22 protein-coding genes are annotated in these 25,073 nt (G+C 75.2%); 14 read left to right on the top strand and 8 right to left on the bottom strand.

What is annotated here, in order from left to right; all coding sequences use genetic code 11:
- Entirely contained in the window at positions 1 to 861 is an 861-nt protein-coding gene (gene mltG, locus ACIQD7_RS10355) for an endolytic transglycosylase MltG (RefSeq protein ID WP_402441241.1), read from the top strand.
- 50 nt (positions 862 to 911) lie between these two features.
- Here the strand turns inward: mltG and ACIQD7_RS10350 are convergent, their stop codons facing one another.
- From ACIQD7_RS10350 to ACIQD7_RS10330, 5 genes are all read right to left on the bottom strand, one after another.
- Positions 912 to 2,045, bottom strand: coding sequence for an NAD(P)-binding domain-containing protein (locus ACIQD7_RS10350; protein WP_402441240.1), 1,134 nt, complete (start codon positions 2,043 to 2,045; stop codon positions 912 to 914).
- A gap of 105 nt (positions 2,046 to 2,150) precedes the next feature.
- Positions 2,151 to 3,362, bottom strand: a complete 1,212-nt coding sequence (locus ACIQD7_RS10345) for an LLM class flavin-dependent oxidoreductase (RefSeq protein ID WP_402441239.1) — start codon at positions 3,360 to 3,362, stop codon at positions 2,151 to 2,153.
- Positions 3,362 to 4,390, bottom strand: a complete 1,029-nt coding sequence (locus ACIQD7_RS10340; RefSeq protein ID WP_402441238.1) for an ABC transporter substrate-binding protein — start codon at positions 4,388 to 4,390, stop codon at positions 3,362 to 3,364. Before ACIQD7_RS10340 ends, ACIQD7_RS10345 begins: the two co-directional genes overlap by 1 nt.
- A 134-nt stretch (positions 4,391 to 4,524) precedes the next feature.
- Positions 4,525 to 5,256: an ABC transporter ATP-binding protein gene (locus ACIQD7_RS10335; protein ID WP_121831234.1), complete on the bottom strand. Its 732-nt coding sequence runs from the start codon at positions 5,254 to 5,256 to the stop codon at positions 4,525 to 4,527.
- The gene (locus tag ACIQD7_RS10330) at positions 5,229 to 6,104 is read right to left on the bottom strand and encodes an ABC transporter permease (RefSeq protein ID WP_402441237.1); all 876 of its coding nucleotides are present in this window, start codon (positions 6,102 to 6,104) and stop codon (positions 5,229 to 5,231) included. The genes ACIQD7_RS10335 and ACIQD7_RS10330 overlap by 28 nt, the downstream gene beginning before the upstream one ends.
- 445 nt (positions 6,105 to 6,549) lie before the next feature.
- Here ACIQD7_RS10330 and ACIQD7_RS10325 point away from each other — a divergent pair, with 445 nt between their 5' ends.
- The 5 genes from ACIQD7_RS10325 (at position 6,550) to ACIQD7_RS10305 (ending at position 12,619) form a co-directional block, all read left to right on the top strand.
- Positions 6,550 to 6,981 carry a hypothetical protein gene (locus ACIQD7_RS10325; RefSeq protein WP_402441236.1) on the top strand — a complete coding sequence of 144 codons (432 nt, stop codon included), beginning with the start codon at positions 6,550 to 6,552 and terminating at the stop codon, positions 6,979 to 6,981.
- 59 nt (positions 6,982 to 7,040) lie between these two features.
- Entirely contained in the window at positions 7,041 to 7,889 is an 849-nt protein-coding gene (locus tag ACIQD7_RS10320) for a hypothetical protein (RefSeq protein WP_402441235.1), read from the top strand.
- Positions 7,889 to 9,586: a hypothetical protein gene (locus ACIQD7_RS10315; protein WP_402441234.1), complete on the top strand. Its 1,698-nt coding sequence runs from the start codon at positions 7,889 to 7,891 to the stop codon at positions 9,584 to 9,586. The genes ACIQD7_RS10320 and ACIQD7_RS10315 overlap by 1 nt, the downstream gene beginning before the upstream one ends.
- A 361-nt stretch (positions 9,587 to 9,947) precedes the next feature.
- Positions 9,948 to 10,502 carry an FABP family protein gene (locus tag ACIQD7_RS10310; RefSeq protein ID WP_402441233.1) on the top strand — a complete coding sequence of 185 codons (555 nt, stop codon included), beginning with the start codon at positions 9,948 to 9,950 and terminating at the stop codon, positions 10,500 to 10,502.
- A gap of 32 nt (positions 10,503 to 10,534) precedes the next feature.
- Positions 10,535 to 12,619: a prolyl oligopeptidase family protein gene (locus ACIQD7_RS10305; protein ID WP_402441232.1), complete on the top strand. Its 2,085-nt coding sequence runs from the start codon at positions 10,535 to 10,537 to the stop codon at positions 12,617 to 12,619.
- Here the strand turns inward: ACIQD7_RS10305 and ACIQD7_RS10300 are convergent.
- A complete protein-coding gene (locus tag ACIQD7_RS10300; protein ID WP_161371992.1) occupies positions 12,567 to 13,553 on the bottom strand; it encodes a LuxR family transcriptional regulator in 987 nt (328 codons plus the stop codon). The genes ACIQD7_RS10305 and ACIQD7_RS10300 overlap by 53 nt on opposite strands.
- Before the next feature lie 158 nt (positions 13,554 to 13,711).
- On the opposite strand from ACIQD7_RS10300, the gene ACIQD7_RS10295 reads away from it, so the two are divergent.
- The 8 genes from ACIQD7_RS10295 to ACIQD7_RS10260 all read left to right on the top strand — a co-directional run bounded on the left by ACIQD7_RS10295 (position 13,712) and on the right by ACIQD7_RS10260 (position 22,298).
- Positions 13,712 to 15,124, top strand: a complete 1,413-nt coding sequence (locus tag ACIQD7_RS10295) for an aminopeptidase P family protein (protein ID WP_402441231.1) — start codon at positions 13,712 to 13,714, stop codon at positions 15,122 to 15,124.
- Between the two features lie 81 nt (positions 15,125 to 15,205).
- Entirely contained in the window at positions 15,206 to 15,616 is a 411-nt protein-coding gene (locus ACIQD7_RS10290) for a nuclear transport factor 2 family protein (RefSeq protein ID WP_351973007.1), read from the top strand.
- A 142-nt stretch (positions 15,617 to 15,758) separates the two neighbouring features.
- Entirely contained in the window at positions 15,759 to 16,184 is a 426-nt protein-coding gene (locus ACIQD7_RS10285; protein WP_402441230.1) for an STAS domain-containing protein, read from the top strand.
- Positions 16,185 to 16,241: 57 nt separating this feature from the next.
- Complete coding sequence (locus ACIQD7_RS10280; RefSeq protein ID WP_163013870.1) at positions 16,242 to 16,757, top strand: PadR family transcriptional regulator; 516 nt, start codon at positions 16,242 to 16,244, stop codon at positions 16,755 to 16,757.
- Between the two features lie 149 nt (positions 16,758 to 16,906).
- A complete protein-coding gene (locus ACIQD7_RS10275; RefSeq protein ID WP_402441229.1) occupies positions 16,907 to 18,109 on the top strand; it encodes a DUF2306 domain-containing protein in 1,203 nt (400 codons plus the stop codon).
- Positions 18,106 to 19,002, top strand: a complete 897-nt coding sequence (locus tag ACIQD7_RS10270; RefSeq protein ID WP_402441228.1) for a hypothetical protein — start codon at positions 18,106 to 18,108, stop codon at positions 19,000 to 19,002. Before ACIQD7_RS10275 ends, ACIQD7_RS10270 begins: the two co-directional genes overlap by 4 nt.
- A gap of 66 nt (positions 19,003 to 19,068) precedes the next feature.
- Complete coding sequence (locus ACIQD7_RS10265; protein ID WP_121831222.1) at positions 19,069 to 19,662, top strand: isochorismatase family protein; 594 nt, start codon at positions 19,069 to 19,071, stop codon at positions 19,660 to 19,662.
- Positions 19,663 to 19,802: 140 nt separating this feature from the next.
- Positions 19,803 to 22,298 carry a hypothetical protein gene (locus ACIQD7_RS10260; protein WP_402441227.1) on the top strand — a complete coding sequence of 832 codons (2,496 nt, stop codon included), beginning with the start codon at positions 19,803 to 19,805 and terminating at the stop codon, positions 22,296 to 22,298.
- A 9-nt stretch (positions 22,299 to 22,307) separates the two neighbouring features.
- Here the strand turns inward: ACIQD7_RS10260 and ACIQD7_RS10255 are convergent, their stop codons facing one another.
- Together ACIQD7_RS10255 and ACIQD7_RS10250 are read right to left on the bottom strand one after the other, a co-directional pair.
- Entirely contained in the window at positions 22,308 to 24,023 is a 1,716-nt protein-coding gene (locus ACIQD7_RS10255) for a hypothetical protein (protein ID WP_402441393.1), read from the bottom strand.
- A 240-nt stretch (positions 24,024 to 24,263) separates the two neighbouring features.
- Complete coding sequence (locus tag ACIQD7_RS10250; protein WP_402441226.1) at positions 24,264 to 25,067, bottom strand: hypothetical protein; 804 nt, start codon at positions 25,065 to 25,067, stop codon at positions 24,264 to 24,266.
- Between the last annotated feature and the right edge of the window lie 6 nt (positions 25,068 to 25,073).

Below are 25,073 nucleotides of genomic sequence, written 5' to 3'. Positions count from 1 at the left end.
ATGACGTACCGGCCGACACCGTACGCACCCCCGCACCGTCCCCGCCCCCGGCTCACCCGCCGCGGCCGGCTGGTGCTCCTCCTCGGGGCCGTCCTCGCCGTGGCCGCGGCGGTCGCCGTCCCCCTGCTGCTCGCCCGCGACGAGCGCCCGGCCGCCGAGCGGCCCCGCCCCCTGCTCGTCCCGGAGGGCCGCCGCTCCGCCCAGGTCTACGCCTCCGTCGACCGGGCGCTCGGACTGCCCGGGGGCACCGCCCGGAAGACCGCGACCGCGCCCGGCACCGCCCTCCCGCTGCCCGTCGAGGCCCGTGGCAACCCCGAGGGCTACCTCTTCCCCGCCACCTATCCGGTCCTCTCCACCACCACGCCCGAAGGGCTGCTGCGCTTCATGGTGGACACGGCCGGAAAGCGGTTCGGCACCGCGAGGATCGCCGAGGGCGCCAAGGCCCACGGAATGAGCGTGTACGAGGCGGTGACAGCGGCCAGCATCGTCCAGGCCGAGGCCGACAACCCGGACGACATGGCCAAGGTCGCCCGGGTCGTCCACAACCGGCTCGCCCGGGGCATGGCCCTCCAGATGGACTCGACCCTCAACTACGCGCTCGACCGCAGCACCGTGGACACCACCCGCGAGGACACCCGCTCCACGAGCCCGTACAACACCTACGCGCGCAAGGGCCTGCCGCCGACCCCCATCGGCAACCCGGGAGAGCAGGCCCTGGACGCGGTGATCGGTCCGGCGGACGGGGACTGGCTCTACTTCGTCACGGTGGCCCCGGGCGACACCCGCTTCACCGCCGACTACGCCTCCCACCAGGCGAACGTGGCCGAGTTCAACGCCAACCGGAGGTCGGGCCAACCCTGAGCCGACGGGAACGCGTCAGCCGGTGAGGACACATCGGCCGACGGGACGGATCAGCCGGTGGGGACGGCCGCCTGCTCGCCGTCCCGGTCCCCTTCGCGGCGCAGCAGCCGCCGGACGCCGGAGACCGCCGCGCGCCCGGCCCGGTTGGCGCCGATCGTCGAGGCCGAGGGGCCGTAGCCCACGAGGTGGACGCGCTCGTCCCGTACCGCGCGCGTGCCCTCCAGCCGGACGCCGCCGCCCGGCTCCCGCAGCCGCAGCGGGGCCAGGTGGTCGATCGCGGCCCGGAAGCCGGTCGCCCACAGGATCATGTCCACGTCGACGCTCCGGCCGTCCTCCCAGGCCACCCCGGTCGGGGTGATCCGGTCGAACATCGGGAGCCGGTCCAGGATTCCGCGCGCGCGGGCCGCCCGGATCGCGTCGTTGAGGGGGAGGCCGGTGACCGAGACGACGCTCTGCGGGGGCAGTCCGCGCCGCACCCGCTCCTCCACGAGCGCGACGGCCGCCCGCCCCTCCGCCTCGCCGAACGTCCCCTCGCGGAAGACGGGCTCGCGCCGGGTCACCCAGAACGTGTCGGCGGCGACCTCCGCGATCTCCATCAGGTGCTGGGTGCCGGAGGCCCCGCCGCCCACCACGAGCACCCGCTCGCCGGCGAACTCCTCCGGGCCCTGGTATCCGGCGGTGTGCAGCTGCCGCCCCCGGAAGGTCTCCTGGCCCGGATAGCGCGGCCAGAAGGGGCGGTCCCAGGTGCCGGTGGCGTTGATCAGGGCCCGGGCCGCGTAGACGCCCTCCGAGGTCTCCACCCGTAGTCGGCCGCCCTCGCCCTCCCGGACGGCGGTGACGTCCACGGGCCGGTGGACCCGCAGGCCGAAGGTCCGCTCGTACACGTCGAAATAGGCGCCGATCACCTCGGAGGAGGGGCGCGAGGGGTCCGCGCCGGTCAGCTCCATCCCGGGCAGCGCGTGCATCCCGTGGACCTTGCCGTACGTGAGGGAGGGCCAGCGGAACTGCCAGGCGCCGCCCGGGCTCGGCGCGTGGTCGAGGACGACGAAGTCCCGGTCCGGCTCCAGGCCGGTGCGCCGCAGGTGGAAGGCGGCGGAGAGGCCCGCCTGTCCGGCGCCGATCACGACGACGTCCACCGCGCGGGCTTCCCCGACCGCCGCTTCTTCCCTCACGAAATCGTTCACGCTTCTACCAACCGGGGCGGGGGCACGGATCTTCCCGCGCCCCCGCCCGCGCCCCGCCCCCGCCCGCGCCGCGCCCCCGTCCGTACCCCGTCCCCGCCCCGGCTCCTAGCGCCCGCCCGGCACGAGCAGCGGCGCGCCGCCCGGCGCCGAGGCCGGGCGCCCGTTCGTCGCCGGGACGCCCAGGAGCGGGGAGGCCGGGGGAGAGGAGAGCAGCCCGCGCGCCGCCAGCTCCGGCGTCACGCCCTCGCCGAACCAGTACGCCTCCTCCAGGTGCGGATAGCCCGACAGCACGAAGTGCTCCACCCCGAGGTCGTGGTACTCCTCGATCCGGTCCGCGACGTCGGCGTGGCTGCCGACGAGCGCGGTCCCGGCCCCGCCGCGCACCAGACCCACGCCCGCCCACAGGTTCGGCGAGATCTCCAGGCGGTCGCGGTCCAGCGCACCGCCCTGGTGCAGCGCCAGCATCCGCTGCTGGCCGACCGACTCGCTGCGGCCGAGGAGCTCCTGCGCGGCGGCGACCGTCTCGGCGTCGAGGTCGGAGAGCAGCCGGTCGGCGGTCGCCCAGGCCTCGCGGGCCGAGTCGCGGGAGATGGTGTGCAGCCGGATGCCGAACCGGACCGTCCGGCCGCGCTCCTCCGCGAGCCGCCGGATCCAGTCGATCTTCTCCTTCACCTGCCACGGCGGCTCGCCCCACGTCAGGTACACGTCCGCGTGCTCCGCCGCCACCGACCCGGCCGCCTCGGACGAGCCGCCGAAGAAGATCTCGGGCAGCGGGTCCGGCGGCAGGGCCGTGAGCCCGCCCTCGATGCGGAAGTGCTCACCTTCGAAGTCGTAAGGCCGCCCGCCCCACACGCCCCGCACCACCGAGAGGAACTCGGCCGTGCGCGCGTACCGCCGGTCGTGGTCCAGGTGGTCGCCGAAGCGCCGCTGCTCGGCCGAGTCGCCGCCGGTCACCACGTTGAGCAGGAGCCGCCCCCGGGTGATCCGCTGGTACGTGGACGCCATCTGGGCCGCGAGCACCGGCGAGATCACCCCCGGCCGGAACGCCACCAGGAACTTCAGCCGCTCGGTGTGCTGGGCGAGCGCGACCGTCGTCAGCCAGGCGTCCTCGCACCACGTGCCGGTCGGGGTCAGCACCGCCTCGAAGCCCAGCTGCTCGGCCGCCTTGGCGATCTGGACCAGATAGTCGATGTCGGGCGCGCGCACCCCGGACACGGTCCGGTTCCGGGTGATCCCGCCGTCCGTGTACGCGTGCCGGTCGACGAGGGTCCGGCCGTCGCCGCCGGTCGGCAGGAACCAGTGCAGATGGACGCTCATCAGGAGGCCTTTCCGTAGCTGCGCGCCGCGGTGGTCGACGGCGGCAGGTCCTTGTTGAAACGGGTGTCCACGTAGTCCGCGAAGCGGAACTTCCTGGGGATCAGCTTGAGTTCGGCGAAGGTGTCGGCGATCTTCTGCTCGGAGGCGATGGCCGCCTCGTCGAGGGCGACGGGGACGCGGGTGCCATTGCTGCGCTTCACGGAGGCCAGGGCCACCTCGTACGGCAGGCCGGTCTCCTTCGCCCAGGCCGTCGCCCACTCCTCGGGGTGCTCGTACACCCAGTCCTGGGCGCGGCGCAGCCGCTCGACGAAGTCGCCGATGGCCTTCGCCTTCTCCTCGTCGGCGAGCGCCGAGGGGGCGGCGACCTGGAAGTTGAGGCCGTTGACGGTTCCGCGTCCGTCGGTGAGGATCCGGCCCTTCCCGCTGAGCAGGACCTGCGAGGTGTACGGGTCCCAGACGGCCCAGGCGTCCACCTTGCCGGTGGTGAACGCGGCCAGGGCGTCGGCCGGCTGGAGCAGGGTGACCCGGACGTCGGACGGCTTCAGCCCGGCCTTCGCGAGCGCGGCGACGAGCTGGAAGTGGGCGGAGCTGCCCTGGGCGACGGCGACCTTCTTGCCCTTCAGGTCGCGCGCGGTGCGCAGCGGCGAGTCCTTGGGGACGAGGACCGCCTCGCCCGCCGGGTCGCCGTGGCTCGCGGCGATCACGGTGATCTTCGAGCCGGCGCCGGCGGCGAAGACGGGCGGGGTGTTGCCGACGGATCCTATGTCGACGGCCTTGGCGTTCACCGCCTCCAGGAGGGGTGGGCCGGAGGTGAACGTCGACCAGGTGACGCGGTACGGCAGGTCGTCGAGTTCACCGGCGGCACGCAGCAGGGCCTCGGCACCGCCCTTCTGGTCCCCGACGTTCAGGACGAGGGAGCCCTTGCCGTCGGTGTTCGAGGCCTCACCGGCGGCGGAGGCGCCGGAGCAGGCGGAGGCGAGGAGGGCCAGTGGCACGAGCAGGGCGGCGGACAGGCGGAAGGACTTCACGAGTTTTCTCCTCGGGGCGATTTACGGGGACGTGCGGGGATGTGCGGGGATGTACGAGGCCTTACGGGGATGTGCGGGGACGTACGGAGGGGGCGCCGGGAACGTACGAGGGCAGGAGGGGGGACGTATGGAGGTCAAGCCGCCTTCCCGGCCGACTCCCCCTCCTCCACGCCGAGTTCGGCGAGCAGCCGGGTGCGGAGCGCGGCCAGCGCGGGATCGCCGGGGGAGCGGGGCCGGTCCAGGTCGACGGCGGTGTCGTACGCGATGACGCCGTCCCGCATCACGAGCGCGCGGTCCGCGAGCAGCAGCGCCTCGTCCACGTCGTGCGTGACGAGCAGGACCGTGCAGCCGCGCCGCTGCCACAGCTCGGCCACCAGGCGCTGCGCCTTGATCCGGGTGAGCGCGTCCAGCGCGCCGAACGGCTCGTCGAGCAGCAGCAGGTCCGGATCCCGTACCAACGCCCTGGCGAGGGAGGCGCGTTGGGCCTCGCCGCCGGAGAGGGTCTTCGGCCAGGCGCCCGAGCGCTCGCCGAGGCCGACCTCGGACAGGGCCTTCTCCGCGACCTCCCGGCCCGGCTTGCCCGGAAGCCCGAGCAGCACGTTGCGCCAGACCTTCTTCCAGGGCATGAGGCGCGGCGCCTGGAAGGCGACGGCGCGGCGGCGCGGGACGAGGACGGTCCCGGATATCTCCCGGTCGAGCCCGGCCAGGACGCGCAGCAGCGTGGACTTGCCGCAGCCGCTGTGCCCGAGCAGCGCGGTGAACTGCCCGGCGTGGAGGGTCAGGTCGAGCCCGTCGACCACGGGACGGCCGTCGAAGGAGCGGGTGAGACCCCGGACGGTCACTGCCCGGTGAAGGTCGGTCGCCATTGCAGCAGCAGCCTTTCGAGAGTGCGGACGAGGGCGTCGGCGAGCAGGCCGAGGAAGGCGTAGACGACCAGGCAGACGACGATCACGTCCGTGCGGAAGAACTCCCGGGCCTGGTTCATGAGGAAGCCGATCCCGGCGTCGGCGTTGATCGACTCCCCGAAGACGAGCGCGAGCCAGGCGGTGGCGAGCGAGTACCGCAGGCCGGTCATGGCGCCGGGCAGCGCGCCCGGCAGGACGACGTGCCGGACCAGGCCCCACCGGCCGAGCCCCAGGGACTCCCCGGCCTCGACGAGCTGGGCGTCGACGCCCCGGATCCCGGCGTACACGTTCAGATAGAGGTGGAAGGCGACGCCCAGGGCGATGAGCGCGACCTTCGGGGCCTCCCCGATGCCCAGCCAGATGATGAACAGCGGGATGAGCCCGACCCAGGGCACCGTCCGCAGCATCTGCACGGGGGCGTCGACGAGGTCCTCCCCGAGGCGCGAGAGCCCGGAGACCAGGGCGAGTGCGATCCCCACCGTCCCGCCGAGCAGCAGCCCCACGGCGACCCGCCGCAGCGAGACCCCCATCGTGTGCGGCAGCGTGCCGTCCCCGATCAGCTCGCCGGCCGCCCGGGCGATGGTCCCCGGCGAGGCGAGCACGTCCGCCGGCAACACCCCGGCCGAGCTCGACAGTTGCCAGACGAGGAGCAGCAGCAGCGGTCCCACGGTCCGGCGCAGCCAGCGGGGGACGGAGAAGCCGCGCCCGGGTCCCCGTGCGGGAGCGAGGGACTCGACGTCCGGATCGGGCAGAACCGATATGTCGGGCGCGATAGGGGCCGAGGGGGGTGGGGCATGGTCGACCGTCATGACGGACTCCGGGAGGGAGGGGGCGGCGAGGGTACGCGTCAGCGCCCGTGGGCGCGGAACGGGCGCGCGCACACGGCGATCAGGGCGTCAGAAGGGTGCGAAGAGCGGTGAAAGGGCGTCAGCGGCCGCGGCGACACGCGGCGGAGGCCACCCGCAGCAGGTCGATGTGACCGCGCGTGGTGAGCAGGGCTGTACGCAACATGGCGTGAACGTAGCGGCCACCCCGCACCGGGTCAACGGCGTCTCGGAAGCTGGACGCGTCGTCCCGCCGGTCGGAACGGGATGCGGCCGTGCCTCCTCCTCGCGCCGGTGGGCGCCGGGCGCCCGGCAACCGGCGCCCGGATGAACGCGGCGGGAGACCAGGCCAATTGGCGCGTTCGCGGAACACCGGGGCAGCGGCCGGGCCAGAATGGGCGCCGGAGCTCGTCGAACGGGGGAGGGCGCTGTGGCATCGCGGCGTGTACGGGCATGGGCCGGGGCGGTTCTGGGCGGCATCGGCCTGGTCGCCCTCGGCGTGTTCTTCGTCCGTTCCGGTCTGGAGTCCGCCGATCGCCTGGCCAGTGTCATCGGGGTGTTCGTGGGAATCGCCGGCCTGGCGCTCGCCGCCTACGGAACGGTGCGGACCCGCCGGACCCCTTCCGGCCCGCCCGCCGGCCACCACGGGGACGTCACCAACGTCGTCCGTGACGCGACGGTGGAGGGGTCGGTCCTCCAGGCACGGGACGTGACGGCCGGACGGGGTCCCCGGGGAAGGGCCCCGTACCCCGGCGGCGTCTCCAACTCGGTGGAGAACTCGACGGTGCGGGGCGACCTGACGCAGTCCCGCGACACCTTCGGCGACGCCCCGCCCCCCGGCGGCGGGCGAACGGACGAGTGACCTGCCGGGCCACGCGCCCGCGTACAGGGAGTGGTCACCGACGAGGAGAGGCGAGACGCGTGGACCCACGGCGCGAGGAGGACTCCGGCACCCACAACGAAGCCGGGGGAAGGGTCGGCGGCGACCTCATCCAGATCGGGAACTACTTCGACTCCTCCCCGTCCAAACGGTGGCTGGTCTTCGCCGGCCTGCCCGTCCTCGCCGTCCTCGCGACGGTGGGCGGTGTCCTCGCCCTCCGGCAGGACGATCCCGGGCCGCTCCGTACCGTCGACGCCAAGGTGAGGACCGAGGCCGTGGCCGACTCCACCGCGGACAACTGGGAATGCGGCGACTCGGCGGTCGTCCCCGGCCTCGACGTCGGAGCCGAGGGACTGCCCATGGTGCGCACGTTTCCCCGTGGCGGTATCCGAGCCGACGGAAGCATCATCGAGGTCACCCTCCAGGGGACCACGCGGGAGGAGATCGTCCTGACCGGGGCGCGCACGGTGATCGTTTCCCGGCGTCCGCCCGCCGAGGGGGCGCACCTGGGCGTCATCTGCGCGTCGGACGTCCCCGTCCGTGCCTTCGAGGTCGACCTCGACGTCGACGGCGCCCCCCTGGTGCCCGTGCCCGACCCCCGTCCGAGCGCCGAGCAGAAGACGGTCACGAGATGGCCGTACGCCATCAAGGAAGGCGATGCGGAACATTTCGTCATCAGCCCGAAGACCATGAAGTACGACACGGAGTTCCACATCGTCGTCCGCTGGAGCAGCGGCGGGTCCAAGGGGGAGGTCGTCCTGGACGACCACGGCAAGCCCTTCCGCTACACCGCCACCACCGCCGCCGACCCGCTGTGCGTGGCCCAGGACCCGGACGGGGCCTACCGCCACCTGCCGGCGACGTCACCGCGCTGCCCGGGGAAGAGCTGATGCGCGCCGCACCGGCCGCGCGGGGCCGGTCCCGGACCCGCCGGGGCGGACGGCTCCTGGCCCCGGTGGCGGCGGCCCTCCTCCTGGTGCCGGCGTGCCAGGGGTCCGGGGACTCCCGGAAGGACCGCGAGCCGGACCCCGCGAGCATCCAGTGGGTCCGGGTGCCCCAGGAGGACACGTCGTACGTCTTCCACGGACTGCGGCCCCTCCAGGTCACCGCGACCTCGGCGGAGTTCCTCGTCCTGGGCGTTCCGTACCGGAGGACGGGCGGGCTCTACGGCTCCCGGGACGGCCGGACCTGGTACGAGACCGGCCCCGAGGCGGCGTTCGTGAACCACGTCACCGCGACCGCCGACGGCGCCACCCTGGCGGGCAACGCGCCGAACGCCGGCACGACCGTGCCGGCCGTGTGGCGGTCCACCGGGAAGGGCGGGAAGGGGAAGTGGGGCCCCGCGGAGATCCTGGCCGGCGGCGGCCCGTCCGACGAGGTGCTGGGCCTGGCCCGGGGCCCCCGGGGCACCGTCGTCGTCGCTCACGACGGCGGACCGTTCGGCGAGGAGCAGCCTTCCGACGACTCCTACCGGGGAGAGTCCCTGCGTCTGTGGACCGCCGGGAAGGGAGGGGGTTTCGGCCAGCCCCACGTGGTGCCCTGTCCGGCGTCACCGACGCTGGAACCCGAGGTGTCGGTCCTCGCCGACGCGCACGGCTTCGTTGTGTCGGCGCGGTGCGCCGACACAACGTCCGCGTCGAAGCGCGTCGTCCTCACCTCCGCCGACGGCACGACCTGGAAGAGCCGTCCCGAGCTCTTCCGGGGAGAGCTGAACGGCGCCGGGGCGACGGGTCCCCGCGGCAGCGTCCTGATCAGCCACCCCGAGAGCACGGGCGAGGAACCCGGCCTGTACGTGTCCACCTTCTGGAGCCGGGGCGGCGAGGAGGCGTGGACCGCCGGTGAGCCGATGGACGTGGGCCGCCTTCCCGACCGGGGGGTCACCCCGAGGAAGTTCCAGTCCGTCAACGGGGTGAGCGCCGTCACCGGCGGCTACATCGCCTCGGGCCGGGCCCTCGACGCCCTCCACGGGCAGCCCGTCGGCGCCCTGTGGACGTCGGCGGACGGTCGGCGCTGGACCAAGGCGCCGACCGGGAAGAACCTCTTCCACGAGGTCTACGACCTGTACGGCGCCGCCGAACTCGACGGAACGGTCATCGCGCTGGGGGTGGGAGCCGCGCCCGACACCAGCGAGGGATCCCTGCCCGACAGCAGCGAGAAACCCGCGCCGACCCGCCTCTGGATCGGCCGCTACGGCGCCCGGCCCGCATTCGACCGGCCGTCGGGGCTCGCGCCCTTCGTGGGGACCTGGAGCTGGGGCCACGGCAACGTCGTGATCGACCCCGAGGGACGGTTCACCTACCGGTGGCGTCTGTACAAGGACTGCGCCACGGAGCCGGCGCCCTGCGACAACGGGCCGGAGTGGGGCGGCAAGGCCACGGGGAAGCTCGCGCCCGCCGCCGGGGGAGTCCTCCGCGGCCGCCTGGAGACGACGAACAGGCCGGACGAGGAGGGCTACCGCCGGAACGCGGTCGTCGAACTGCGACGGGCGCCCTACAGCGCGGTGTGGATGACCGTGGCGGGCCGGCCGCACGGAATCTTCTGCGCGGGGGGAGAGGCGGACGCCCGCTGCGTCGCCTCGCACGGGTGAGCCCCGCGTCGCCGCGCACGGATGCCTCCCGCTCCGCGCGGGCACATCCGGGCCACGGAGCCGCTCCGTACCGGTCCCCCCGCCCCGGCCCCCCCGCCCCGTTCCCGTCTCCGCCCCGTCCCTGCCCCGTTCCCGTCTTCGCCCCGGTCCCCCGCCCTGTTCCTGTCCCCGCCCCGCTCCCGCCCCCGTCCCGGTCCACCCCGCACAGGCCCGCCCCACCCCCGTCCCGCGCCTTCCCCCCGCGTGCCGCCCGGCCCCCGCGTCGGCCGCACGGGCTACGGTGCGCGTGCGATCCGCGCCCGGCCACGGCGCGCGGCCCGCGCGCCCGACCGGTACGGACCACGACCCAGGAGCACCCGCCATGACCGACCGCGCCCGGACCCACCCCCGTCCCCACCCCTACCCCGACGCCCTCCGGCCGGACGCGGTGCCCGTGCCGCACCCCCTGCTCGCGCCGGTCCTCGGGCTGCTGGGGACCTGGGCCGGCCGGGGACGCGGCGGGTATCCGTCGCTCGACGAGGACTTCGCGTACGAGCAGGAGGTCGTCTTCAGCCACGACGGGCGGCCCTTCCTCCACTACGAGGCGCGCGCCTGGCTGGTCGACGGGGACGGCGTCCCGCTGCGGCCCTCGGCGCGGGAGAGCGGCTGGTGGCGGCTCCAGCCGGAGGGGCGCGTCGAGGCGCTGATCACCCAGCCCACCGGCATCGCGGAGATCTCCGTCGGCCGTGCGGACGGCGGCACGGTCGACCTCGCCACCCACGAGGTCGCCCTCGCCCCCACCGCCAAGCGGGTCGACGCCACCCGCCGCCGCTACGCCCTCGCCGACCCGGACACGCTCGACTTCGTCCACGACCTCGCGGCCGTCGGCCGCCCCCTCCAGCACCACCTGGGCGCACGGCTCCACCGGACCGCCTGAGGCCGGGCGCGCCGGTCGCGCACAATACGGGGGTGAGCGATGACGACCCGTACCTGTGGCTGGAAGAAGTCTCCGGCGACGCCGCCCTCGCGTGGGTGGCCGAGCGGAACGCCGAGACGGCGGAGGCCCTGGCCGCCGATCCCGGGTTCACCCCGCTGAAGGAGCGCCTGCGGGAGGTGCTCGACGCCTCGGACCGCATCCCGTACACCACCCGGCGCGGCGCGCACCTCTACAACTTCTGGCAGGACGCCGAGCACGTGCGCGGGGTGTGGCGGCGCACGACCCTGGAGCAGTACCGCAAGGACCGGCCCGAGTGGGAGGTTCTCCTCGACGTCGACGCGCTCGCCGCCGAGGAGGACGAGAAGTGGGTGTGGGACGGGGCGACCGTGCGCCGGCCCGACCACGACCGGGCCCTGGTGCGCCTGTCGCGGGACGGCGCCGACGCCGCCGTGGTCCGCGAGTTCGACCTGGGGACGAAGGAGTTCGTCGCGGACGGCTTCCGGCTGCCGGAGGCGAAGACGCAGATCGGCTGGATCGACGACGACACCGTCTTCGTCGGCACGGACACCGGACCGGGCTCCCTGACCGACTCCGGCTACCCCCGCACGGTCCGCCGCTGGCGGCGCGGCACCCCCCTGGAGGAGGCCGCGACGGTCTTCGAGGCCGAGGCCGGGGACGTGTCGGCCTGGGGCTACCACGACGACACCCCCGGCTTCGAGCGGGACTTCGTCGGCCGCTCGCTGGACTTCTTCCGCGGCGAGACGTACCTCCTGGAGCCCGACGGGACGCCCGTGCGGATCGACGTGCCCGACGACGCCGTCGTCTACGCCCACCGGCGGCACCTGATCGTCACCCCGAGGTCCGCGTGGCTGGGGCAGCCGAGCGGCTCCCTCCTCGCGTTCGGCTTCGACGCCTTCCTCGCGGGCGACCGCACCTTCGAGGTCCTGTTCGCCCCCGACGAGCGGACCGCCCTCGCCGGGCACGCCTGGACCCGCCACCACCTGATCCTGGAGACGATGCGGGACGTCACCACCCGCATCGAGGTCCTCACCCCGACCGACGCGGGCCCCTGGGACCGGGCGCCCCTCGTCGGCGTCCCGCCCCTCTCCGCGGTCGACGTCGTCGACACCGACCCGGACGTCTCCGACGAGTACTTCCTCGACGTGTCCGGCTTCCTCCAGCCCTCCACCCTCCACCGGGGGAGCGTCGGCGGCGACGCGGAGGTCCTCAAGCAGGCCCCGGACCGCTTCGACACGACCGGCCTGACCGTCGCCCAGCACTTCGCGACCTCCCGGGACGGCACGCGCGTGCCGTACTTCGTCATCGGCCCCGACCACACGGCCACCGGCCCCGGCCCCACCCTGCTCTACGGCTACGGCGGCTTCGAGGTCTCCCTCACCCCCTCCTACGGCGCCGTACGGGGCCTGGCCTGGCTGGAGCGAGGCGGCACCCACGTCGTCGCCAACATCCGGGGCGGCGGCGAGTACGGCCCCGACTGGCACCAGGCCGCGCTCGGCGCCGCACGGCCGCGCGCCTTCGAGGACTTCGCGGCCGTCGCCGAGGACCTGGTCGCCCGGGGCATCACCACCCCGGACCGGCTCGGCGCGGTGGGCGGCAGCAACGGCGGCCTGCTCATGGGCGCGATGCTCACCCGGCACCCCGAGCTGTTCGGCGCGATCGTCGCGCAGGTCCCGCTCCTCGACATGACCCGCTTCCACAAGCTCCTCGCGGGCGCCTCCTGGATCGCCGAGTACGGCGACCCGGACGACGAGGCCGACCTGCCGCACCTGCGGGACCTCTCCCCGTACCACCGCATCGAGGCGGACCGGGCCTACCCGCCCGTCCTCCTGACGACCTCGACCCGCGACGACCGGGTCCACCCCGGCCACGCCCGCAAGACGGCCGCGCGGCTCCGGGAGCTCGGCCACCCCGTCCTGTTCCACGAGAACACCGGCGGCGGCCACGCGGGCGCGGGCGACAACGAACAGGCCGCCCACAACAGCGCCCTCCTGCACACCTTCCTGTGGCAGAACCTCACGAAGGCGGACGGGCCGGAGAGCGGCGTCACAGCCACCCCGAGCGCTGCGCCTGGAGCGCCATCTGGAACCGGCTCGTAGCACCGAGCCGGGCCATCAGGACCTGGATCCGGCGGAAGAGCGTGCGGCGGCTGATCCCGAGCTCCCGGGCGACGACGTCGTCGCCCGCCCCGGCCGCGAGCAGCCGGAGCAGCCGGCGGTCGGCGGGCAGCAGCCCCGCCGGCCGCACCGAGCGGCCGTGCAGGGGCAGGGCGCTCCGCCAGGTCTGCTCGAAGAGCGCCACGAGCGCCGAGAGCAGGCCGCACGGCTGCACGACCACCATGCTGTTGTGGACGTCGGCCTCCCTGATGGAGAGCGACACCAGCGCGTACGCCTCGTCGATGACCAGCAGCTTCACCGGCACCGACGGCAGCACCCGCGCCTGCTCGCCCGCCTCCACGCACGGCTCGATCGACTCCTCCAGCTGCCCGGGGAACTCCAGGGACGCCTGCGAGTAGACGACCCGCTGCGTCACCCCGCGCGCCAGGGTCGCGAGGGCGTCCTCGGTGGCGCCCGGCAGCGGGAAGTACGGGGGCGAGTCCAGCTGCCGGATCTGCTCCCGCGCGCTGGCCCAGGCCTGCCGCATCCGGGGGCCGACCGCCTCCCCGGTCACCACCTCGACCAGGTCGTCGTGGTACGCCGCGAGCCGCTGCCGCCGGAACGCCTCGAACGCCCCGCCGACCGTGATCCGGGACTCGTCCAGCTCGGCCGCCCGGTGCCGGCCCAGGATCTCCAGACCCGCCGCAGGGGGCACCGGCGCCACCGGGTCCCCGCCGTCCGCGACGGCGCTCGCGAGCCCCGCGTCGACCAGCTCGCCGTACGCCGCCGCGAGGCCGTCGCCGGTCAGACCGGCCGCCGCGCCGATCGCCTCCAGCGGCGCGGGCCCGAGTTCCAGGAGGCGCGGATAGAGCCGCCGGGCCCCCTCCCCGACCCCCAGCAGCCGGAGCGCCTCGCCGAGCCTCGCGTCGTTCGCCATGACCGCATTATCGGCGCTCGCCGCACCCCGCCGTGGCCGATCCGTGCCACTGGCGGACCCCGGCCACCGGCGGGCGCCGGGCGCAGTACCGTCCGGGGGCCGTCGACGCCCGGCGGCCGTGGAACGCCTCGAAAAAGAACCGGAAGAAGGAGCAGGACATGGCGAAGGGTCGCAAGAACGGTCTCTACGAAGGCGTCTCCGAGGAGCTCTCCGCCCTGATGAGGACGGGGTGGGCGGACACCGAACGGCACGGGCTCACACCCGGCGAGCAGGCCCCGTACGCGGCCCGCCGCCGTGCCGCGCTCTCCGCGCTCTTCCCCGGCGAGCGCCTGGTCGTCCCCTCGGGCAACCTCAAGTACCGCTCCAACGACGACGTCTACCCGTTCCGCCCGTACTCGGGCTACGCGCACCTGACCGGCGACCGGGCCCGCGACGGCGCCCTCGTCCTCGAACCCCGCCCCGGCGGCGGCCACGACGCGTACTGCTACCAGCTGCCCCGCGACAGTCGGGAGGACGACGAGTTCTGGCTCGGCTACACGGCCGAGCTGTGGACGGGCCGCCGCCCCTCCCTCGCCGAGTCCGGCGCCGTCCTCGGACTGCCCTGCCGCGACGTCCGCACCGCCGCCGCCGACCTGGCCGCCGGCTCCGGCGTCCCGACCCGGATCGTCCGGGGGATCGACCCGGCCCTCGAAGCGGCCGTCACCACCGACGAGGAGCGCGACGAGGAGCTGGAGGAGGCGCTGAGCGGCCTCCGGCTCGTCAAGGACGCCTGGGAGGTCGGCGAGCTGCGCAAGGCGGTCGACTCGACCGTGCGCGGCTTCATCGACTGCGTCGCGGAGCTCTCCCGCGCGGTCGCCACCTCCGAGCGCTGGATCGAGGGCACCTTCTTCCGCCGGGCCCGCCTGGAGGGCAACTCCGTCGGCTACGGCTCGATCTGCGCCGCCGGCGAGCACGCCACGATCATGCACTGGACGGACAACGACGGACCGGTCCGCCCCGGCGACCTGCTCCTCCTCGACGCCGGAGTGGAGACCCGCACGCTCTACACCGCCGACGTCACCCGCACCCTCCCGATCGGCGGCACCTTCACCCCCGTCCAGCGCCGGGTGTACGACGCCGTGTACGAGGCGCAGGAGGCCGGGATGGCGGCGGTGAAGCCGGGCGTCCCCTACCGGGCCTTCCACGAGGCGGCGCAGCGCAGCCTGACGGCCCGGCTCGTCGAGTGGGGCTTCGTCGAGGGCCCGGTGGACCGCGCGTACGCCCTCGGTCTCCAGCGCCGCTTCACCATGGCGGGCACCGGCCACATGCTGGGCCTGGACGTCCACGACTGCGCGCGGGCCCGCACGGAGGAGTACGTCGACGCCGTTCTCGCGCCGGGCATGGTCCTGACCGTCGAGCCGGGCCTGTACTTCCAGCCCGACGACCTGACCGTGCCCGAGGAGTGGCGGGGCATCGGCGTCCGCATCGAGGACGACCTGCTGGTCACCGGGGACGGCCACGAGAACCTGTCGGCGGGGCTGCCGCGCTCGGCGAACGAGGTCGAGGCGTGGATGGCGCGGGTGGCCGGCTGACCGCGCTCCCTGGACGCGGGCGCGTGCCATGCGGTTAGCTGCCCCTGCACCTAATCAACTAGTTGTCTAGGGAGTCGCGCCGTGCACCCGTTCCGCACCGCCGTGGAGAACCGCGACCTCGACGCCGTCGAGGCCCTGCTCGCCGAGGACGTCGTCTTCACCAGTCCCGTCGCCTTCAAGCCGTACCCCGGCAAGGCCCTCACCGCCGCGATCCTGCGCGGGGTCCTCCGCGTCTTCACCGACTTCCGGTACGTCCGCGAGATCGAGGGCGCGGACGGCCGCGACCACGCCCTCGTCTTCACCGCGAAGGTCGGGGACAAGGAGATCAACGGCTGCGACTTCCTCCACTTCGACGAGGAGGGGAGGATCGACGAGTTCACCGTCATGGTCCGCCCCCTCTCCGCCGCCCAGGCGCTCGCCGCCGCCATGGGCGCCGAGTTCGGCCGGATCCAGGAGGAGGCCGCCGCGGCCCTCGCGGCGGACGGGCGCTGAACCGCCGGCCCGATGTCGGGCGGAAGGGATCCGGGCCGGATTTTCACCGATTCAGGTGATGACGGAACGGGGGAAACATCCCTTCCGTACGGGAATCGGCAAGGCTCGACCCGACACGTGGAGCCAACCAGTGGAGGGGCCTGTGCAGCCGATTCCCCGTCATGAACCGCATCTCGTCGTCCGCTCGGCCGACGGACTCACCGTCGTCGCGCTCCGGGGCGAGCTCGACCTCGTCCTGGTGCGCCACCTGCGGCCCGAACTCGACGCCCTGGCCCGGGGGTCCGGGGACCTGACCCTCGACGTCCGCAGGCTCACCTTCTGCGACGCCACCGGACTCGGCCTCCTCGCCCGCTGCGCCGAGCGCACCCGCGAGCGGGGGAGGCGCTGGCGGCTGCTGTGCGACCAGCCGTGGATCCTCCGGCTCATCCGTCTGACCGCGCTCGGCGACCTCCTCCGGCCGGAGACCCTGCTGTCGGGCGTCCCCGTGCCCCGGCGGGAACGGACCCCGGGGACGGGACCGGGGCCGGGGACGGGCGCGGGACCGGGCACGGTGGGCCCCGCCGCGTGAGCGGCGGCCGTGGCGCGGGCCCGCCGGGCGGAAGGGCCCCCGGGGTACGGTCGCCGCATGTCTGAAGTCCGGTTGACCACGCCCTCCTACCTCGTGCTCGGCATCATCGACAAGCTGGGCGAGGCCACTCCGTACGACGTGAAGGTCGAGGCCGCGCGGACCGTGGCACCGTTCTGGTCCATGCCCCACGCGCAGGTCTACGCGCAGTGCGACCGGCTCCTGGAGGCGGGGCTGCTCTCGGAGGTGCGGCAGCCCGGAGGCCGCAACCGGCGGCTGATGAGCCTCACCGGAGAAGGGGCGGCCGCCCTGCGCGACTGGCTCGCCGACCCGGCCTTCGTCCCCGTCGAGGCCCGCGAACGCGGCATCCTCAAGCTGTGGTTCGGCGCCAGCCCCCGCGTCCACGCCCCCGTCCAGGTCGACGAGCACCGGCGGACCCTCGACGCGTACGAGGAACTCGCCCGCGACGTGGGCGAACTGCTGACGCGCGGACAGCGCGAGGCGCTGGAGTTCGGCATCCGCTACGAGCGGATGATGGTCGACTTCTGGCAGTGGGTCGAGAGCCGCGAGCCCTGACGGCCGTCGCGGAGCCCGTCGCGGGATTGTTGTTACCGACCGGTTGACCCCGCCCCGGGGTGGCCCTACCTTCCTCCCTAGTCCCTCCATGGTCCAGACAGGACTATCGCGGTCGTGAGCGCGCGGGGACGGTGACAGGGGGAACCGCCGTGGAACATGGACGTCCGGCAAGCACGAGGTGGGGCCGGGCGGCCGCCCTCGCGGTGACGGTGGTCTGCCTGGCGTACGCGCCGATCGCCGTGACCGAACTCTGGCCGTACGCCAGGCCGGGCGCGCCCGCCCTCGGCGAATGGGCCCTCGGCCGGACCGTCTCACCGGAGTTCGTGGCCGAGGCCGTCCGCGACCGGACGGAACCGTACGCACGCAGCCTGGTCCCGCTGATCGTGCACTCGGTCCTCGGCGGCCTCCTGATGCTCCTCGGGCCCGTACAGCTCCTCTCGGCCGTCCGGCGCCGGATCCGGCTGCACCGGGCCGCCGGGACCGTCTTCGCCGTCACGGTCTACGCGTCGATGGCGGGCGCCGCCCTCTACCTGGTGCGCACCCCGCCGGAGGAGGCGTTCAGCGGGGCCGCGTTCTGGATCGTCCTCGCCACCATCCTGGTGGGCACCGTCGGCAGCGTGACCTTCGGCGTCCTGGCCGCCGTCCGGGGCTTCCCCGACCTGCACCAGCGCTGGACGCTGCTCTGCTACGGCTTCCTGATGACCGCTCCGCTGCTGCGGCTCGAATGGGGCGCGCTGCCCCGGCTCTACCCGGGGCTCGACATCCTCGACGTCAACCGCGTCGCGATCATGCACCTCGGCGCGCTCGTCTCCTTCGGCGCACTGCTCGCCTCCCGCGCCCTCGACCACCGCACCGCCGTCCCCGGCCTGACCGGCACCTGGTGCCCGGCGCCGGTCCTGGCCGCCGCCCACCTCGCGGGCGCCGCGGGCCTGGCCTGGCTCACCGTCCCGTTCCTCGACGGGGGCACGGCGGGACGGCGGCTCCTGCTCGCGTACCTCGTCCCGTACGGCGCGATGTACGCCGTCATCGCCGTGCGGGCGGTCCGCGCCCGCGCCCGGGGGTCCCTCTGGGCCGCCGAGGAGTGGACCCTGCACCTCGCCGCCCTGTGCCTGGCCCCCGCGTTCTCGGCGGTGACGGCCCCGGTCCTGGAGCGGACCTTCGGCCTCGACCGGCCGACGGCCCTGATCGCGGGCGTCGGCATCGGCTGCGGCGTCCTCGCGTACGCGGCCGTCACGGTGGTGAGCCTGCGGATCCTGCACGCCCGGGAGGTCGTGAAACGGCGGGAGGCGCGACCGGCCCTCGTACACACGGGTCCCGCACCGGTCACCGGCGGGGAAGGGGAACGGGCATGAGCACCACCGGAGAACAGGCCGCCGTGGACGGGGGAACACCCGTCGGCCGGGACCTCTCGCCCGGCGTCGTGGTCCTGAGCAAGGTCGTCGGGGGCGTCAGCCTCACCGTCGGCACCCTGCTCGCCGCCACCGCCCTGGCCGGATACGCGGCGGGGGCCTGGGTGTCCCCGGAGGCGCTCAGCCCCGGCCTCCTCGGCGCGGCGATGGCCGGGGTGGCGCCCGCCCTCCTCACCGTCGGCCGGGCCCGCGTCTGGGAGGAGGTCCGCAGCCTCGTCCTGCCGCTCGCGACCGTCCTCGTCGGCCTCTTCGCGGTCAGCCTGCTGAACGGCGGAAGCCTCCGGGCGGCGAAGGGCGGCCCGCTGTTCCTCGTCCTGTTCAGCCTCGGCTGGGTCGCCACCCTCGGCGCCCTCGCGCTCGGCGCCGTCGGCTGCCTCGTCGCGCAGTACCGGGTGCGGGCCCGGCCGGCGGAGACGGGCCGGAGGGTTCCCGCCGCCCCGCTGCCCGGCTGGTCGAAGCCGCCGCTCGCCGTGCTCGGCTCCGGCTGGCTCGGCATCGGGGCCGGACTCCTCGCCTTCCCCGCCTTCTGGGGCCCGCTCGTGCCCTGGACGGTGAACCGCGCCGACGCGCAGGGCCTCGGGGTGTGGGCGCTCGCCCTCGGCGTCGGCGTCCTCGCCTCCCTGGTCGAGGACGACCTGACCCGCCTCCGTCCGGCCCTCGTCGCGGTGCCGTCCGTGGCCCTTGCCGCCGCCGTCGTCCTCGCCGTCCACGCCCCGCAGGTCGACTGGGCGTCGGGCCCCGGCGCCTCCCTCGTCGCCCTGCTCGTCGGCCTCCTGGTCACGGGCGCCTCCGGCCGGTGGCTCCTGACCAGGGCGTCCCGCCCGGCGGACGGCTGACCACCGGTCCTCCCTCCGGCCGAAATCCCGTGGCGGCACGGCCCGGTGGGGGACGAGGATGGCGGGATGACCGACAGCGCGCAGCCCGTGGAGATCCCGCCCGTCGACGCCCTGCTCGTCGTGGACGTGCAGTCGGCGTTCGTCACCGGTGCCGGAGCCGTGCCCGCGGCGGAACGGCTCGTCGACCGGACGGCGGACCTGATCGCCCGGGCCCGGCGGGACGGAGCGCTCGTCGTCCACCTCCAGAACGACGGCCCGCCCGGATCCGAGGACGAACCCCACACCCCCGGCTGGGAGTTGCACCACCCGGTGGAGCCCGGCCCCCTGGAACTGGTGATCCGCAAGCCCGAGGACGACGGCTTCCGGCGGACCCCGCTGGGCGGCGTCCTCACCGGCGCGGGAGTGCGGGCGGTCGCCGTCTGCGGCGTGATGTCGGAGATGTGCGTCCAGGCCACCGCCCGTACGGCCCTGGCGCGGGGCTACCGCGTCGTCGTGCCGCACGACGCCCACGCCACCCAGGACGTCCCGGCGGTACCGGGCGTCAGCGAGACGATCCCGGCCGCGACGGCCTCCCGGGTGGCGGCGTACGCCCTCGGAAGCGACGCGGAGGTCACCGCACCGGCCTCCGCCGTCACGTTCACGGCCCCCGGCAAGGCCTGACCGCCCGGCCCCTAGCGAGCGGAACGCGCCACGAACCCGTCCCGGAACGACGGCGAGCGGGCTGTTCAAAGGCTTGTCGATCTCTCTACGGTGGAGCCGGGACGCCTCGTCGGCGTTCCGCGCGACACGATGGGGGAGCGGTGGAAGAGCTGACGGTGCTCGCCATGTCGGGAGCGACGACCGTGCTCGGGCTCGTCGTCTCGGACCTCTGGGAGCAGGCGAAGGCGCGGGACTGGCGCCTGTTCCGCCGACGGGGCTCCGGCACGCCGGCCGACGGGGAGGACGGGCCGGACGGGCAGGACACCGGCCGGGACGCGGACCGGGTCGTCGCCGAACTGGAGGCGGCCGGACACGAGGTCGCGACCGCCCGGGCCGCCGGGGACGAGGCGACCGCCGCCGCGATCGAGGAGCGGTGGCGGGAGAGGTTCCTCCGGACCCTCCGGGACGACCCGGCCGCCGTGACCGAACTCCAGGAGATCGTCGCCGCCTTCGGGACGCCGGGCACGGTTGCGTACGTCAGCGCCGGGGTGAACCACGGCCCGGTCTTCCAGGGATCGCCGGTCCACGGCGATATCAACGTCTACGTGCCCCAGCCTCCCGCCCCCCGGCCGCGCCCCGACCAGGTGCCCGCGCTCACCGCCGCCTTCGTCAACCGCACCGCCGACCTCTCCGAACTCGACCGCTGGTTCGGCCCGCCCGCCCCCTCCGCCCCGGAAGCGCCGCCCCCGGTCGGCATCGGCGTCCTCCACGGACTGCCCGGCGTGGGCAAGACCGCGACCGCCTGGCACTGGGCCGCCGGCACCCGGGAGCGCTACCCCGACGGCCAGCTGTACGTGGACTTCGCCGCCCTGCGCGGACAGTCCGGCGGCGACGTCTCCGAGGCCGTGGCCATGTGCCTGCGCGGACTCGGCGTCCTCGACACGTACATGCCCGACTCGCTCCAGGAACGCGCCGCGCTCTTCCGCACCCGCACGGCCGACCGGCGCCTGCTCGTCGTCCTGGACGACGTGGGCGACCCGGCCCAGGTCCGGCCCCTCGTGCCCAAGGGCCCCGGCAGCGCCGTCCTCGTCACCAGCACGTCGGCACTCGGCGAACTGGCCCTGGACGGGGCGCGGATCCTCGCCCTCAAGCCGCTCGACCCGGCCGGCGCCCTGCGGCTGCTCGCCGAGCACGGCGGGAAGCGGATCACCGCCGACCCGGACGCCGCCGAGCGCCTCGTCGCCCTGTGCGGCGGCCTGCCCGTCGCCCTGCGGATCGCGGCGGGCCGCCTCGCCACCGACCCCTCGCTCACGGCGGCCGACCTGGCCGGGGAGCTCGCCGACGAGAACCGGCGGCTCGACGCCCTGTCCCTGGGAGAGGAGCACTCCATGTCCGCCGTACTCAACCCCACGTACCGCCTGCTTCCGCCCGACGCCGCCCGCCTCTACCGCTGCCTCGGCCGGTACCCGTGCGCCACCTTCGACGTCGAGTCGGCCGCCGCCGCCCTCGACGCCACGCCCGCCGCGACGGCCCCGCTCCTGCGCCGCCTCGCCGGCGACGGCCTGATCGAACGGACCGCCGACGGCCGCTTCCACATGCACGACCTGGTCCGGCTGCACGCCCGCGAGCGCGCCGACGCCGAGGAGCCGCCCGGCGCGGAGTCCGCACTCGTCGCCCGGGTCCTCACCCACCACCTGCTCCTCACGGCCCTCGCCGACCGGGCGATCCGCGAGGACAGGCTGCGCGTCGCCGACCTCGGGGCGCTCCTGGCGGACGCCCCGAACCCCTTCGCCGGACCCGCCGGCGTCGATCCGCTCGCCTGGCTGGAGAGCCGGAGCGCCGACGTCCTCGCCGTCCTGCGCACCGGAGCCGCCCGGGGCGGCCTGGACACCCCGGTGTGGCAGCTGGCCGAGGCGTACAGCGTGCTCTTCCTCCACCGGCGGGCCCTGGGCCCGTGGCGGGAGTCCCTCGCCCTGGGTGCCGCCGCCGCGGCGACGGCCGTCGCCCCGGCCGCCGAGGCCCGTCTGCGGAGCCTGCTGTCCCGGCCCCTGCTCGACCTGGGGGAGGACGAGCGGGCCCGGACCGAGCTCGACACGGCCCTCGCCTGCGCCGAGGTCGCGGGGGACGCCGTCGTCAGCGCCTCCGTGCGCGAGTTCGACGGACGGTACTGGGACCGGCACGACCCGGCCCGCGCCGTCACCTCCTACCGCGCCTCCCTGGAGCTCAACACCCGGGCGGGGGAGGCGCGCGGCGCGGCCATCGCCACGTACTTCCTCGGCTGCGCCCAGGACGCCGCCGGTGAGCACGCGACCGCCCTGGACACCCTGAACGCCGCCCACCGGATGCTGACGGAGTGCCGGGACCCGCGCATGGCGGCCCGCGCCACGGCCGCCCTCGGCGTCGCGCACGACCACCTCGGCGACCCCGGCGAGGCGATGCGCGCCCTGGAGGACGCCGCCGCCACCCTCCGGGCGGAACGGGCCACCCACTACGAGGCCCAGGCCCTCGTCGCCCTCGCGGACATCGCCGAACGCACCGGCCTGCGCCGCGCCGACGTCCCCGGCTGGCTGGACCGCGCGGCCGGCATCCACGAGGAGGGCGGCAGCCCCCTCGCCCCGGCCCTGCGGGCCCGCCTGCGCGCGTGGGGAGGCGAGTAGCGGGGCCGCTCAGCCGCGCCCCGTCGTCCCCTCCGGGGCGCGGACGCGCAGGACGAAGTCCTCCCCGGGCCGACCGTCGACGCGCAGGGACGCCGTCCCGGTCAGGGGGAGGCCGGCGCGCAGGTACGCGTACACGACCGCCGCCGCGCGTTCGGGGCCGTGCGCGCCGCCGGGGCCGGTCGCCTCGACGACCCGGCCGTCGCGCAGGCCCACCAGACAGCCGCCCGCGCCGAGCGGGACCGCGGCCGCGAGGCAGCCCGGCCGGGAGGTCAGGGTCCCGTCGATCCAGCGCAGCGCGGCCGCCCCGGAGGCGGCGGGCGCGGCGGCCAGGACGACCGACGCGCTCTCGGCGGTCCGCAGGTCGCGCTCCGTGTCCGTGCAGGCGAGGTGCTCGAACGCGCCGGGGGACTCCGGCCGGTGACCGGACGCCACCGCGGCCGGGACCCGCTCCATCCCGACGACCGCGCCCGCCCCGCCGTCCCGGACCGTCACGCGCGTGCGCACCCGCCACGACGTGACCGGCTCGGCCGGGACCCGCACCGGGGCGAGGGCCCGGACCGGCGGTGGCCCCGACGACGGCTCGGGCAGCCGGAGGAGCTCGTACAGGACCGCGCGCAGCCGTACGAGGGCCCGGCCCGGTTCGCTGAACGCCCGCTCTGCCACCCCCGCGTACCCGGCGCGCGCGGCGGGCTCGAACGCGGCCTCCACCTGACCGCGCGCGTCCCGGCCCGGGGCGAGGCGCGGCGCGTGCCGGCCGAGGACCTCGGCCGCCGTCCCCGGCACCGAGTCGCTCCCGAAGGCCCCCAGCAGCACCGGCCGGCCGAGCGCCGCGCCGTACAGGGTCACCGACCCGTGGTCCCCGACGACCAGGTCCGAGGCGAGCAGCACCGAGCGCCACGCGTGCGCCGGCGGCACGAGCAGCAGGCCCGCGTCGAGCGCGGCGGCGAGGTTCCGCCGGAGCTGCCAGGCGCCGTGCGCCGCCCACACGTTGGGGTGCACGATCGCCGCCACCCGGTACGTGTCGTGGGGCAGCGCTGCGAGGAGCCGCGCCGGGAGGTCCGGGTGCTCGCCGAGCAGCGAGGTCGGCCCCCAGGTCGAGCTGACCACGACGAGCCGCCGGTCGTCCCCGACGCCCAGCGCCGAGCGGTACGCGGGGCGCAGCGCGGCGCTCGCCGCCAGCTCGTCGAAGCACGGGTCGCCCACCAGCAGCGTCCGCCCGGCGGCCTTGGGGTGCGCGGCGAGCACCTGCTCGTCCTGGTCCGGGTGCGAGGTGGCCAGCCACGCCCGCCCCGCCTCCAGGAGCGCGTCGGGCACCAGACCCGAGAGCCGCACGCGGTCGGCGCGCGAGTCCGGCACGTACTTCTGGAAGCCGATCCCGTGCGGGAGGACGAGGACGGGGCACGTCCCCTCGGGGACGTCGACGTTCTCGCTCGCCGTGAGGACGAGGTCCGGGGAGACGTCACCCAGCTGCGACCAGGGCATCACGCGGCAGCCGGAGTCGTGGAGCAGGTCGAGGACGCCGTCGTTGAAGGCGGAGGTGGGGTCGTACGCGAAGACGACGCTCACCCGGCTGTCGTCGCGCAGGACGGCGGGCAGGCACTCCAGGACCCGGGTGGTGGAGACGACGGTCCGCGCGGCGACGACGAGCGTCCGCTCGCCGGGGAAGGTCCGCCACCGCTCGGCGTCCCGCCCCACGGGGACGCGGAGGGGCCGTTCAGTGTCCATGGCCACCTCGCCAACGTACGCCCGACTCACCCGTTACGCGCGGCTCGCGGCTCGCGGCTCGCGGCTCGCGGCTCGCGGCTCGCGGCTCGCGGCTCGCGGCTCGCGGCTCGCGGCCATGGTCCGGCTACCTCGATTCGTGGGAGAACGCAATGGATACGGGCCCGGATCCGGGGCCGACCGCCACCTTATCCGTATCCCTTCCACCCCCGGACCCCACGCCCCCGGCCCGCCCGTACGGCGTCAGTACGCCCCGAACGACCAGAAGACGCCGACCTCGTCGTCGTTCACCACGATCACGCCCAGGTCCTCGAAGAGGTCGAGGCCGTTGATGTACTCCGAGGTCAGGAAGGTGTGGGACCGCGTGCCCCGCAGGCCCGCCGCGAGGAAGTCCGGGGCCGGGTCGGTGGCGGCGGCCGTCGCGTTGGTCCAGTGGCGCGCCGTGGGCCCGTACCGGTCGAGCAGGGTACGGGCGTCCGCCAGCAGGGCGTCCCGGTCGGGGCGGGAGCGGACGGGAGCGGGTTCCGCCTGCCACTCCTCGGCCATGACGGCGAGCGCGCCGACCGCCGCCTCCGCCTCCAGAGGGTGGAGGCGCCCCGGGATCTCCGCCGGGCCCGGAGGCGCGAAGGGGTACGAGGGCACCGTGTGGCGGGCGGTGTTGAGGCGGTCCCCGTCCAGTCGGATCCAGCCCCGGGGATCGGGGACCGCCCGGTGCAGCACGGCATGGACGTCGTGCGCCCAGTCCTCGTGCCGCCGGGGCCCGGTGGCCACGAAGGTGTACGTGTCGTCCAGCAGCCGCAGCGCCGCCGCGTTCCAGGGGCAGCGGCGGCCGCGGAACTCCACGAGCAGACCGCCGACGTGACGGACGAAGGCGTCCGCCGGCTCGCGGGGCACGCGCCGGAGCCGGTCGAGGGCCCAGCGGACGAGTTCGTCGCCCCCTTCGCCGACGGGACCGTCCGGACCGTGCCGAAGGTCCTTCCCGTCCCAGAGCGCCTCCAGGTGCGCGTCGAACAGGTCCAGGGCGGCGCGGTCGTCGGGCGGGAGCATTCCGCC

Source organism: Streptomyces sp. NPDC093071 (assembly GCF_044754545.1).
GTDB lineage: Bacteria > Actinomycetota > Actinomycetes > Streptomycetales > Streptomycetaceae > Streptomyces.
The sequence above is the reverse complement of the archived record's forward strand: the minus strand, read 5'-3'. Positions and strand labels throughout refer to the sequence as shown.